The following is a 12,178-nucleotide window of genomic DNA, read 5'->3' on the forward strand; positions in this document are numbered from 1 at the left end:
CCCATGGTGCCGGAAGGGCCGCTCCGAGGTGCTACTTGGCGAGGTGGTCCGGGCCGAACGCCTGCGGCAGCATCTCCGCCAGGGTCAGCAGCCCGGCGGGCGTCTCCAGGACCAGCTCGGGGCCGCCGAACTCGTACAGGAGCTGCCGGCACCGCCCGCAGGGGACCAGCGGCTCGCCCCGGCCGTCCACGCACACGAAGTGGGTGAGCCGGCCGCCGCCGGTGGCCTGGAGCTGCGAGACCAGACCGCACTCGGCGCACAGGCCGAGTCCGAAGGAGGCGTTCTCGACGTTGCAGCCGGAGACGGTGCGCCCGTCGTCGACGAGGGCCGCCGCGCCGACCGGGAAGCCCGAGTACGGGGCGTAGGCACGGGCCATCGCGGCCCGGGCCTCCGTCCGCAGGGCTTCCCAGCCGGCCTCGGCCAGACCGCCCGTCACTTGCCCTGGCCCTTCCGGTAGGGCAGGCCGTCCGCCTTCGGCATCCGCAGCCGCTGCGCCGACAGGGCCAGCACGAGCAGGGTGGTGATGTACGGGGCGGCGTCGACGAACTGGCTCGGGACCTGGTCGGTGAGGGCGTACCAGAGGAAGAAGCCGGCCGAGAAGACGGCGGCGATCACGGCGGGCACGTACTTCTTCTTGTACACCTGCCAGGCGGCGGCGAGCACCAGCAGGATCGCGACGAGCAGCAGCAGCGCGTGGACGTTCTCGGCGCCGCCGCGGATCTTGAGGCTGTCGGTGAAGCCGAAGAGGCCGGCGCCCATGGCCATGCCGCCCGGCATCCAGTTGCCGAAGATCATGGCGGCGAGACCGATGTAGCCGCGGCCGCCGGTCTGGCCCTCCTGGTAGATGCCGGTGGAGACGATCGCGAGGAAGGCGCCGCCGAGGCCCGCGAGGGCGCCGGAGATCGTGACGGCGATGTACTTGTACTTGTAGACGTTGACGCCGAGGGACTCGGCGGCGACCGGGTTCTCGCCGCAGGAGCGCAGCCGCAGGCCGAAGGCCGTGCGCCACAGCACCCACCAGGTGGCCGGGACCAGCAGGATCGCGACGACGGTGAGCAGCGACAGGTCGGTGACCAGGCCGCCGAGGATGCCGGCGAGGTCGGAGACCAGGAACCAGTGCTTCTGCTGGAGGGTCTCCAGCCAGTCCGAGAGGCCCGGGATCGTGATGTCGGTGATCGGGTCGATGCGCGGGGACTGCTTGGAGGAGCCGCCCTCGGCCTCGGCGAACGTGAAGTTCGACAGGTACTGGGTGAAGCCGACCGCGAGGATGTTGATCGCCACACCGGAGACGATGTGGTTCACGTTGAAGGTGACGGTGATGATCGCGTGCAGCAGACCGCCGAGCGCGCCGCCGAGGAGGCCGACGACGACGCCCGTCCAGGGGCCCCACTGGTAGCCGGCCCAGGCGCCGAACCAGGTGCCGAGGACCAGCATGCCTTCGAGGCCGATGTTGACGACGCCCGCCCGCTCGGACCACAGGCCGCCGAGGCCGGCGAGGCCGATCGGGATGGCGAGCTGGAGCGCGCCGGAGACCTGGCCGACGGAGGTGAGGTCGTCGGCGCCGGAGACGACGCGGACGAGGGAGAAGAGGACGAGGGCACCCGCGACGATCAGCAGGATCCAGGGCCAGGTGAGCTTGCGGCGCCCGGGCTTCTTCGGAGCGGCGCTCGGCTTGGCGACGGTGTCGGTGCTCATGCCGAGACCTCCTTGTCGGTCTTGATGGCGCCGCCGGCGGCCAGCTCCTCGCCGACCTTCTGCTGCTGGCGGCGGGTGCCGTAACGGCGGACGAGCTCGTAGGAGACGACCACGGCGATCACGATGATGCCCTGCATGATCTGCGTGATCTCCTTCGGGTAGCCCTCGACGTCGAGCGACGAGGACGCCTTGTCGAGGAACGCGAAGAGCAGGGCCGCGAAGAGGATGCCGACCGGGTTGTTGCGGCCGAGCAGGGCGATCGTGATGGCGGTGAAGCCGACGCCGACCGGGAACGACAGGCTGTACGTGTGGGTGTCGCCGAGCAGCGTGGGCATGCCGGAGAGGCCCGCCAGGCCGCCGGAGATGAGCATCGAGGTGAGGATCATCTTCTTGGCGTCGACGCCGCTGGCCTGGGCCGCGGACTCGCTCTCGCCGGTGGCGCGCAGGTCGAAGCCGAAGCGGGTGCGGTTGAGGACGAACCAGTAGACGACGCCGAGGGCGAGCGCGACGAAGGTGAAGCCGTAGATCTCGCCGTTGCCCTGGCCCATGTCGATGCCGGGGAACCAGCCGGACTCGGCGATCTCACCGGTGGTGAGGTCGTTGGAGCCCTGGGGCTGGACGCCGAGGTTCTTCGGCAGGATCAGCCAGGCGATCAGGGAGGTCGCGATGGCGTTGAGCATGATCGTCGAGACGACCTCGGAGACGCCCCGGGTGGTCTTCAGGATGCCGGCGATGCCGGCCCAGAAGGCGCCGGTGAGGGCCGCGACGAGCACGATCAGCAGGATGTGCAGCGGGCCGGGCAGCTCGACGGCGGCGCCGACCACGGCCGACAGCATCGCGGCGAGGCGGTACTGGCCGTCGACGCCGATGTTGAAGAGGTTCATCCGGAAGCCGATGGCGACGGCCAGGGCTGCCAGGTAGTAGATCCCCGTCTGGTTGATGATGAGGACCTGGATGTCGGAGTATCCGGCGTTCTCGATCATCAGCTGGATCGGCTCGATCGGGTCGAGACCCGTGGCGAGCAGCACCAGCATGGTGAGGACGAACGAGGAGACCAGCGCGAGCACCGGGCCCGCGGCCCCGATGATCAGCTTGTCCTTGTCGAATTTCATCATCGGGCGTCACCGTCTTCGGACTGCTCGGGCTGCTCGGGCCGCTCGTCGCCGCCTTCGAGGCGGCCGGTGGCCGCGCCCGTCATGGCGGAGCCCAGCTGCTCGGGCGTGATGGTGGCGGGGTCCGCGTCCGCGACGAGCTTGCCGCGGTACATGACCCGGAGGGTGTCGGAGAGGCCGATCAGCTCGTCGAGGTCGGCGGAGATCAGCAGCACCGCCAGGCCCTCGCGGCGGGCGTCGCGGATCGCGTCCCAGATCTGCGCCTGCGCGCCGACGTCCACGCCGCGGGTGGGGTGGGCGGCGATCAGGAACTTGGGGTGGTGGCTCATCTCGCGGCCGACGATCAGCTTCTGCTGGTTGCCGCCGGAGAGGGAGGCCGCGGTCACGTCGATGCCCGGGGTGCGGACGTCGTACTCGCGGACGATCCGCTCGGTGTCCTGGCGGGCCGCCTTCGGGTCGAGGATGCCGCGCCTGGAGTTGGGCGCCTCGGTGACGTGGCCGAGGATGCGGTTCTCCCAGAGCGGGGCCTCCAGGAGCAGGCCGTGGCGGTGCCGGTCCTCGGGGATGTAGCCGATGCCGCCCTCGCGGCGCTTGCGCACCGAGACCTTGGAGATGTCCTCGCCGTCGAGCGTGATGACGCCCGCGTCGGGGGTGGCCATGCCCATCAGGGCCTCGATGAGCTCGGTCTGGCCGTTGCCCTCGACGCCCGCGATGCCCAGGATCTCGCCCTTGTGGATGGTGAGCGAGACGTCGTCGAGGAGCTTGCGGCCGGCGCCGATCTCCTGGAGGGAGACCGTGCCGGACGGGTCCGGCGGGGCGGCGGTGGTCAGCGGGGCGGCGGCAGCGGCGCCGCTCTCGGTCAGCGTCAGGCCCTCGACCTTGAGCATGGCGACGTCGGTGACGGTCGACTCGCGGGTCTCCGGGGAGGGCAGCTCGCTGCCGACCATCAGCTCGGCGAGCTGCTTGGTGGTGGCGGTCTTCGGGTCGGCGGTGCCGACGGTGGTGCCGCGCCGGATGACGGTGATGTCGTCGGCGACCTTCAGGACCTCGCCCAGCTTGTGCGAGATGAAGATGACGGTCAGGCCCTCGGCCTTGAGCTCGCGCAGGTTGTCGAAGAGCGCGTCGACCTCCTGCGGGACGAGCACGGCGGTCGGCTCGTCGAGGATGAGGATCTTCGCGCCGCGGTAGAGGACCTTGAGGATCTCCACGCGCTGCCGGTCGGCGACTCCGAGGTCCTCGACGAGGGCGTCGGGGCGGACGCCGAGGCCGTACGCGTCGGAGATCTCCTGGATCTTCCTGCGGGCCTTGGCACCGATGCCGTACAGCTTCTCGCCGCCGAGGACGACGTTCTCCAGGACGGTGAGGTTGTCGGCGAGCATGAAGTGCTGGTGCACCATGCCGATGCCGCGCGCGATGGCGTCACCGGGACTGGAGAAGCTGACCTGCTCCCCGTCGATGGCGATGGTGCCCTCGTCCGGCTTCTGCATGCCGTAGAGGATCTTCATGAGGGTCGACTTGCCGGCACCGTTCTCACCGATGAGGGCATGGACCGTGCCCTTGCGGACGGTGATCGCGATGTCCTTGTTGGCGACGACGCCGGGGAAGCGCTTGGTGATGCCGTGGAGTTCCACGGCGGGGGGGCTGGACGCGTTGATGACGCACTCTCCTTGGCCGGAAGGAGTGGGAGCGGAGGGCAGGGCGGGGCGAAGTTATCGTGCCGGTGCGACATCTACACGCGTAGCGCTGCCGAAAAGTGAAAACCCGTACGGGAATGGGGCCGGGGCCCGGTCCGGTGGGGGTTCCCACCGGGGCCGGGCCCGCGGCGACAGGGTCGTGACCTGCGGTGCTTACGGGGTGGTCTTGACCGTGATCTTGCCGTCGACGATGTCCTTCTTCGCCTTGTCCACGGCGGCGATCAGGTCGGTCATCGACTTGTACTTCGGGTTGGAGTCGGCCAGGCCGACGCCGTCCGTGGCGAGGCCGTAGCGGATCTCACCGGTCTGCGGCTTGCCGTCCTTGACCGACTTGATCAGGTTGAAGACGGAGTCGGAGACGTCCTTGGTGACCGAGGTCAGGATGGAGTCCTTGTACGCCTTCAGGCCGGCCTGGTTGTACTGGTCGGAGTCGACGCCGATGGACCACTTGCCGGCCTTGGAGGCGGCCTCGATGGCACCGGAGCCGGCGAGGCCGGCGGCGGCGTAGATGACGTCCGCGCCCTTGTCGAGCTGGCCCTGGGCGGCGGCCTTGCCGAGGTCGGGCTTGGCGAAGCCGTCGAAGTTCGGGGGCTGGGTCAGGTACTGGGTGAGCACCTTCGCCTTGGGGTTGGTGTCCTTGACGCCCTGGACGTAACCCGCCTCGAACTTCTTGATCAGCGGGACCTCGACGCCGCCGATGAAGCCGACGGTGCCGCTCTTGGACGCCTTGGCGGCGGCGACGCCGGCCAGGTAGGAGCCCTGCTCCTCGTTGAAGACCAGGTTCGCGACGTTCTTGCCGGTCACCGAGGTGTCGTCGATGATGCCGAAGGTCGTGTCCGGGAACTGCTCGGCGACCTTCTTGATGGCCGGGGCGTAGGCGAAGCCGACGCCGATGACCGGGTTGTTGCCGGCGCGGGCCAGCGAGGTGAGGCGCTGCACCTTGTCGGCGTCGCCCTCGCCCGCCGACGGCTCGGCCTCGGCACCCTTGACGTCGAGCTCGTCCTCGGCCTTCTTCAGACCCGCGTAGGCGGCGTCGTTGAAGGACTGGTCGCCGCGACCGCCGATGTCGTACGCGATGGCGGCCTTGGCGGCCTTCGAGTCGGAACCGGAGCCCGAGTCGTTCGAGGACTTGCCGCAGGCGGTGGCGGAGAGCGCGAGCGCCGCGGAGGCGATGCCCACGGTGGTGATCCTGGTGATCCGGCGCAAGAGGAGGGTCCCTTCAAGACTGACCGAAAGCGCCTCTTCCGGCGCTGGCTTTGCGGCGATCGTAACGCGCGTAGATGTCAGTTAAAGACCCGTTCATGAGTCGTTACCGTATCGACGCGAACCCGGGTTCACAGTACCCGTACACGCTTCGCGATCAAGGATCAACCCCGTGTCATCAGCCGAGACGACTCCCCCCGGAACGGCGGCGGGCGCCGCCCTTCCGCCGGTGCGGGGAAGAGCGGCGCCCGGGGGGCCGAACGGGTCAGCCGGCGTCGATCAGCGCGGCGGCGGTGAAGAGCTCGACGGCCGTCCGGACGCACCGCTCGTCCACGTCGAAGTCGCCCGCGTGGAGGTCGCGGACCCTCGGGTCGCCGGGGGTGCGGACGCCGAGCCGGGCCATCGCGCCGGGCACGTGCTCCAGGTACCAGGAGAAGTCCTCGCCGCCGAGGCTCTGCTCGGTGTCCTCGACCGAGTCGGCCCCGCAGCGGGCCGTCATGGCGTCCCGGAGCAGCTCGACGACCACCGGGTCGTTGACGACCGGGGGGACGCCGCGGACGTAGTTCACGGTGGACTTGGCGCGGTGCAGGGCGGCGATCTCGTCGACGGCGGCGTGCACCAGGTCGGGGGCGTCGCGCCAGGCGGGCAGGTCGAGGCAGCGGACGGTGCCGGAGAGCTCGGCGTGCTGCGGGATGACGTTCGGCGCGTGTCCGGCCTCGATCCGGCCCCAGGTGACCGAGAGGCCGGAGCGGGCGTCGACCCGGCGGGCCAGCACGGCGGGCACGTCGGTGGCGATCCGGGCGGCGGCGGTGACCAGGTCGGTGGTGAGGTGCGGGCGGGCGGTGTGGCCGCCGGGGCCGTCGAGGGTGATCTCCAGGCGGTCGCAGGCCGAGGTGATGGGGCCGGTGCGGATGCCGATCCTCCCGGCGTCGACCTTGGGGTCGCAGTGGACGGCGATGATCCGGCCGACGCCGTCGAGGACGCCGGCGGCGACCGCGTCGGCGGCGCCGCCGGGCAGCACCTCCTCGGCGGGCTGGAAGATCAGCCGCACCGGGCGGGGCAGCCGGCCCTCGCGCGCCAGCTCGGCCAGCACCAGGCCGGCGCCGAGGACGGTGGTGGTGTGGACGTCGTGGCCGCAGGCGTGGGCGCGGTTGGGGACGGTCGAGCGGTACGCGACGGTCTTGGCGTCCGGGATGGGCAGGGCGTCGAGGTCGGCGCGGACGGCGAGCATGGGGCGGCCGCCGTCCCACGCTCCGATGTCACAGGTGAGCCCGGTGCCGCCCGGGAGGACGCGCGGCGCGAGGCCGGCCGCCTCCAGGCGGGCCTTGAGCGCGGCGGTGGTGCGGAACTCCTGGTTGCCGAGCTCCGGGTGCATGTGCAAGTCCCTGCGGAAGGCGATCAGTTCGTCGCGCAGGGCGGAGGACAGCGTTCCGGGCAGGGTGGCGGATCCGGGCTCACGGGACTTCAACTGGTTCACCCTTTGAAGCGTAGGCCCATCCGGTGATCAACTGCCCGTTGATCACGAAAAGTTCAGCCCGTTAGGGGAAAGATTCTCGGTTTGCCGTGCATGGGACACACTCCGTATGGGTATGGTCACCCGAATTCGAGCCGGTCGGCCCCCGGGCCGCGCGGGGCGAGCCGGTCCGCCCCCGACGCCGTGCCGGCCACGCCCGCCAGGAATCCCTGGGCCCGCGGCGAGGCCGTGGCCCGCAGCCACTCGGGCTCGATCTCGCAGACGGCCACCTTCACGCCGGTGCCCGCGAGGGCCAGCGGCAGGGTGTGCACGACGGTCGAGGGGAAGCTGACGACGGTGGAGCCGATGGGGCCGCGCCGGGCGATCAGCTCCAGCGGCAGGTCGGGGCGGACCACCTGGAGGCCGGCCTCGACCGCGACGCGGTGCAGCTTCTCCGGGCTCTCGCGGCGGTGGGCGAAGTAGCGGGTGGCGCCGTGGGCGCGGGCGAGCCGCCCGACGACCCGCAGGTACTGGTCCGCGTCCACCACCCCGGTCTCGACCAGCGAGGTGCCCACGAGGTCGGCGCCGCCGGTGAGGGCGGGCGGCCCGAAGCGGTCCCGGGTCCACGCGTAGGAGTTCGCGGTGACCTCGGTGCCGGGCGGGGCCTGGACGGGCAGCGAGGTGAAGATCTCGACGGTCCTGCCCGGGCCCGGGGCGAGCCGGCGCCGGGCCATCGAGGTGACCGGGGCGAGGACCAGCTCGCGCGGCCCGAGGTCGCCCTTGCGGTGCCAGCGGACCAGCCGCTCCCCGCCCGCGAGCTGGGCGGCGAACTCCATGGTCGCGGTGCCGTCGTCGACGACCGTGACGTGCCGGGGGCCGAAGAGGGTGAGCAGCAGCTGGACGTAGCGGGAGAAGGGGTCGCCGACGATCACCCGGTCGGCGGCGCGCAGCGGCCCGCCCAGCTCCCGCAGCGTCCGCACGAGCGCGCCGCGCCCGGCCCGCGCCTCCTGCCAGTGCACGGCGAAGCCCTCGTCGCGGGCGAGCTGGGCCATCCGGCGCAGCTGCCCCCGGGACATGGGGTCGGTCGGCGAGAGGACGACGATCTTCAGGTCGTCGGCGGCGTCCTTCAGGTCGTCGGCGGCGCCGGACGCCGGGGCGGGGGCGGGGTCCGTGGCGGACGCCGCGCCGGGGCCGGAGGCCGTACCGGAGCCGGAGGCCGTACCGGGGCCGGACGCCGGCCCGGAGCCGAAGCCCGCACCCGGACCCGAGCCCGTACCGGAGCCGGGCGCCGGGCCGGAGGAGGAACCGGCTCCGGGGCCGGACACCGGGGCGGGGGCCGCCGCGGCGTCCGGCCCGGGGGCGGGCGCGGGGGCGGCGGCCGGGACGGGGCCCCGGCCGCGCGCGTGCGCCCATTCCAGGACGTTCAGGAGCTGGACGGGGCTCTCCACGAACGCCAGCCGGCCGGTCATGCGGAGACGAGGCCCTGGACCCGGCGGAGCTTCTTCATCGGGCCGAGCTCCGACTCGTACACCTTCTTCACGCCGTCGCCGAGCGCGGCCTCGATGGTGCGGATGTCGCGGACGAGGCGCTCCAGGCCCTGCGGCTCGACGGAGGCGGCCTGGTCCGAGCCCCACATGGCGCGGTCGAGGGTGATGTGGCGCTCGACGAAGGTGGCGCCGAGGGCGACCGCCGCGAGGGTGGTCTGGAGGCCGGTCTCGTGGCCCGAGTAGCCGATCGGGACGTTCGGGTACTCCTCCTGGAGCGTCTGGATGACGCGCAGGTTCAGCTCCTCGGCCTTGGCCGGGTAGGTGGAGGTGGCGTGGCAGAGCAGGATGTTCGCGCTGCCGAGGACCTCGACGGCGTGGCGGATCTGCGCCGGGGTCGACATGCCGGTGGAGAGGATGACCGTGCGGCCGGTGGCGCGCAGCTCGCGCAGCAGCTCGTCGTCGGTGAGCGAGGCGGAGGCGACCTTGTGGGCCGGGACGTCGAACTTCTCCAGGAAGGCGACGGCCTCGGTGTCCCACGGGGAGGCGAACCAGTCGATGCCGCGCTTCTTGCAGTGCTCGTCGATCTGGCGGTACTCGTCCTCGCCGAACTCCACGCGGTGGCGGTAGTCGATGTACGTCATCCGGCCCCAGGGGGTGTCGCGCTCGATGTCCCACTGGTCGCGCGGGGTGCAGATCTCCGGGGTGCGCTTCTGGAACTTGACGGCGTCGCAGCCGGCCTCGGCGGCCACGTCGATCAGCTTGAAGGCGTTCTCGAGGTCGCCGTTGTGGTTGATGCCGATCTCGCCGCAGATGTAGACGGGCTGACCGGGACCGGCGGTCTTCGGGCCGAGGGTGCGCAGACGGGTGCTCATGGTGGTGCTTCCTTCAGTTCGGGAGAGGGGTGGGGGTGTTCAGCTCGGGTCCGAGGAGCCAGGCGGCGATCTCGCGGATCGCTCCGAAGCCGCCCGGGGTGACGGTGACCGCGCGGGCCGCGGCCCGGACGGAGTCGTGGGCGCTGCCCACCGCGACGGGCCAGCCGACGAGGTGGAAGCAGGGGAGGTCGTTGACGTCGTTGCCGGCGTAGAGGACGCGCGCCGGGTCGACGGACTCGGCCTCGCACCACTCCTTGAGCGCCAGGTCCTTGCGGTCGATCCCGTGCAGGACGGGGATCTTCAGCTTCCGGGCGCGGGCGGCGACGACGGGGTTCTGCTCGGTGGAGAGGATGAGGACGGGCAGTCCGGCGCGGCGCAGGGCCGCGATGCCGAGGCCGTCGCCGCGGTGGGCGGAGACGAACTCGCGGCCCTCCGCGTCGAGGTGGACCCGGTCGTCGGTCTGGGTGCCGTCGAAGTCGAGGACGACCGCGTCGACGTCGGCGAAGGTCGGGGTGGCCGGCTCGTCGAGGAGCGGGGCGAGGGCCTTGGCGCGGGCCAGGTCGTGCGGGTCGTCGATCTCCAGGACGCGGGCCGGGTCGGTGACGACGAGCGCGGTGCGGCCGAAGAAGCGGTGCCCGTGGGTGCGGAAGCCGGCCGCGTCCATCGCGTAGACGGCGCCGGTCTCCAGGTACTCCGGCTCGCGGTCCTGGCGGCGCGGGCGGTGCGCCTTGTCGTGGTTGACGCCGGTGGCGCCGTCCTCGGCCTCCTTCCACAGGAAGCCGTGCGAGGGGGCCGCGGTGAAGGCGGTGTCGGCGGCGCCGGAGGTGATCCGGGCGACGGCGTCGGCGATCTCGCGGGAGGTGAGGAAGGGGCTGGTGCACTGGACGAGGAGGACCACGTCGGCGGTGCGGCCCCGGTCGGCCTCGTAGGCGTCGAGGGCGTGCAGGACGGCGGACTCGCTGGTGGCGGTGTCGCCGGCGATCGCGGCGGGGCGGCGGACCGCCCCGGCGCCGAAGGAGCGGGCGGCGGCCTCGATGGCCGGGTCGTCGGTGGAGACGAGGACGTCGGTGACCCCGGCGGCGCCGAGGCAGGCCCGGACGGCCCGGCCGACCAGCGGGATCCCGGCGACCGGGGCGAGGTTCTTGGCGGGGACGCCCTTGGAACCGCCCCGGGCGGGGACGACGGCCACCACGACGGGGGCGTTCGGCTGCTTCTCGGGCATCACAGTTCTCCCAGGCGTCGGACGACGGGGGCCACGCGCTGCACGCCGTGGCGGTAGGCGCCGCGCGCCGCCTCGCGGACGATCCGGCGCAGTCCGCTGTCGCGGACCGGCGGCGCGGTGACGTCCAGGCGGTGGCGGGCGAGGATCCCGGGCAGGTAGCCGGGGGCCGTCTCCGCGGTGTAGTAGGGGCTGATCGGGGGCAGCGAGGGCAGCGCGAGGAGCTGCGCGACCCGGTCGCGGGCGGCGTCGAAGGCGGAGTCGTACGAGCCTCCGGCGGCGACGCCCTGGCGGTCCAGCCACTCCTCGTCCGGCACGGGGACCTCGCCCCGGTCGAGCCGGTCGAAGGAGGTGAGCAGGCCGGAGCCGATGAAGTGGTGGTTGCCGTTGACCTCGCGGACCCCGCAGTCGGTGAGGACCGCGGTGGGGATCCGGCGGTGCAGGGACTCCAGGGCGGCCGTGGAGGAGACGGTGACCAGCAGGTCGGTGCGGTCCAGGACCTCGCCCATGTGCCCGTACACCAGGCGGAAGTTGGCGGGCGGGTCGAGGTCCCGCACCAGCTTCTGGTACGGGTGCTCCTCCAGGTGCGTGGTGTGCTCGCCGGGCTTGGAGCGGAGCTTGAGGAGGACCTCGCGCCCCGGGTGCAGCCGGGCGTGCCGGACCAGGCGCTCCAGGACGTACGCCCGCTCGGCGCGGGTCACGGGGACGGACGGCTGGGCGGCGAACACCAGGGTGTCGCGGCCCTCCTCGGGGCGGTGCGGGGCGCCGCCGAGGAACGGCAGGGCGGCCTCGACGACCGACTCGGCGCCCGCGCCGACCCCTTCGTACACGGCGCGGAAGCGGTCCGCGTCGTGGCGGGAGTTGGCGAGGACGACGTCGGCGCCGTGGCGCAGCAGCAGTCCGTCGGCCAGCTTCTCGTAGACGACGCCGACGTAGCCGGTGACGACCACCGGCCGGCGGGCGAGGCCGAGGTCGGCGAGGCCCTGGAGGACGGCCCGGACGGTGCCGCCCACGAGGGCGAGGACGACGACGTCGTACCGCTCGCCGCGCGCCTCCGCGTCCTTCACCTCGCGCAGGAACTCCGCGCCGGTCACCTCGCGCGGGGCGGCCTCGGAGGCCCCCGTCTCGGCGAGCTGGCGGGCGGTGGGGGTGGCCCGGCCGCGGAGGACGAAACCGGTCGGCTCCTTCTCGGAACCTGGGGCGTCCGCCGGGGTGATGCGGCGCGCGGTGAGCGCACCCCATTTCCACCGGGTGTCGGAATCCGCGAGTACGGCGACCCGTACCGCTTCACTGGAACTTGCTGGCACGTCGAGGACGCTAGAAGGGCATTCCGGTCTGCGGCCCAACTCGGCAGCAACAAACGGTGAACAGCACCTCTCCGTGAACTGAAGCGGCCCGGGATTCAGCCGTTGGACGGCCCGAAATCCCCTCGGGTAAAGGCGG

The 12,178-nt window shown here is 72.2% G+C and carries 10 protein-coding genes; all 10 read right to left on the minus strand.

Going from position 1 to position 12,178, the window contains the following annotated elements:
• Positions 1–31: 31 nt before the first annotated feature.
• Positions 32–436, minus strand: a complete 405-nt coding sequence (locus IE326_RS07745; RefSeq protein WP_150231020.1) for a cytidine deaminase — start codon at positions 434–436, stop codon at positions 32–34.
• Positions 433–1,695 carry an ABC transporter permease gene (locus IE326_RS07750; protein WP_150231018.1) on the minus strand — a complete coding sequence of 421 codons (1,263 nt, stop codon included), beginning with the start codon at positions 1,693–1,695 and terminating at the stop codon, positions 433–435. Before IE326_RS07750 ends, IE326_RS07745 begins: the two co-directional genes overlap by 4 nt.
• Positions 1,692–2,810 (minus strand): ABC transporter permease, encoded by a 1,119-nt coding sequence (locus IE326_RS07755; RefSeq protein WP_150231016.1) that lies wholly within the window; start codon positions 2,808–2,810, stop codon positions 1,692–1,694. Before IE326_RS07755 ends, IE326_RS07750 begins: the two co-directional genes overlap by 4 nt.
• On the minus strand, positions 2,807–4,438 hold the full coding sequence (locus IE326_RS07760; protein ID WP_150231014.1) for an ABC transporter ATP-binding protein: 1,632 nt from the start codon (positions 4,436–4,438) through the stop codon (positions 2,807–2,809). The genes IE326_RS07755 and IE326_RS07760 overlap by 4 nt, the downstream gene beginning before the upstream one ends.
• A gap of 216 nt (positions 4,439–4,654) precedes the next feature.
• Positions 4,655–5,707 carry a BMP family lipoprotein gene (locus IE326_RS07765; protein WP_150231012.1) on the minus strand — a complete coding sequence of 351 codons (1,053 nt, stop codon included), beginning with the start codon at positions 5,705–5,707 and terminating at the stop codon, positions 4,655–4,657.
• Between the two features lie 262 nt (positions 5,708–5,969).
• Entirely contained in the window at positions 5,970–7,181 is a 1,212-nt protein-coding gene (locus tag IE326_RS07770; protein WP_190041144.1) for an amidohydrolase, read from the minus strand.
• 116 nt (positions 7,182–7,297) lie between these two features.
• Positions 7,298–8,626 carry a hypothetical protein gene (locus IE326_RS07775; RefSeq protein WP_190041145.1) on the minus strand — a complete coding sequence of 443 codons (1,329 nt, stop codon included), beginning with the start codon at positions 8,624–8,626 and terminating at the stop codon, positions 7,298–7,300.
• On the minus strand, positions 8,623–9,516 hold the full coding sequence (locus IE326_RS07780; RefSeq protein ID WP_030754255.1) for an N-acetylneuraminate synthase family protein: 894 nt from the start codon (positions 9,514–9,516) through the stop codon (positions 8,623–8,625). The genes IE326_RS07775 and IE326_RS07780 overlap by 4 nt, the downstream gene beginning before the upstream one ends.
• Positions 9,517–9,529: 13 nt before the next feature.
• Positions 9,530–10,738 (minus strand): acylneuraminate cytidylyltransferase, encoded by a 1,209-nt coding sequence (locus IE326_RS07785; protein ID WP_150231003.1) that lies wholly within the window; start codon positions 10,736–10,738, stop codon positions 9,530–9,532.
• Positions 10,738–12,042 carry a DUF6716 putative glycosyltransferase gene (locus IE326_RS07790; protein WP_190041146.1) on the minus strand — a complete coding sequence of 435 codons (1,305 nt, stop codon included), beginning with the start codon at positions 12,040–12,042 and terminating at the stop codon, positions 10,738–10,740. The genes IE326_RS07785 and IE326_RS07790 overlap by 1 nt, the downstream gene beginning before the upstream one ends.
• Positions 12,043–12,178 lie beyond the last annotated feature (136 nt).

It is taken from the genome of Streptomyces filamentosus (assembly GCF_014654895.1).
In the GTDB taxonomy this organism is placed as follows: domain Bacteria; phylum Actinomycetota; class Actinomycetes; order Streptomycetales; family Streptomycetaceae; genus Streptomyces; species Streptomyces filamentosus.

Bases quoted from the DNA above. Each gene is read 5' to 3' on its own strand.
- IE326_RS07780 (WP_030754255.1), bottom strand. From the start codon at position 9,516: ATGAGCACCCGTCTGCGCACCCTCGGCCCGAAGACCGCCGGTCCCGGT.
- IE326_RS07775 (WP_190041145.1), bottom strand. From the start codon at position 8,626: ATGACCGGCCGGCTGGCGTTCGTGGAGAGCCCCGTCCAGCTCCTGAAC.
- IE326_RS07785 (WP_150231003.1), bottom strand. From the start codon at position 10,738: ATGCCCGAGAAGCAGCCGAACGCCCCCGTCGTGGTGGCCGTCGTCCCC.
- IE326_RS07750 (WP_150231018.1), bottom strand. From the start codon at position 1,695: ATGAGCACCGACACCGTCGCCAAGCCGAGCGCCGCTCCGAAGAAGCCC.
- IE326_RS07755 (WP_150231016.1), bottom strand. From the start codon at position 2,810: ATGATGAAATTCGACAAGGACAAGCTGATCATCGGGGCCGCGGGCCCG.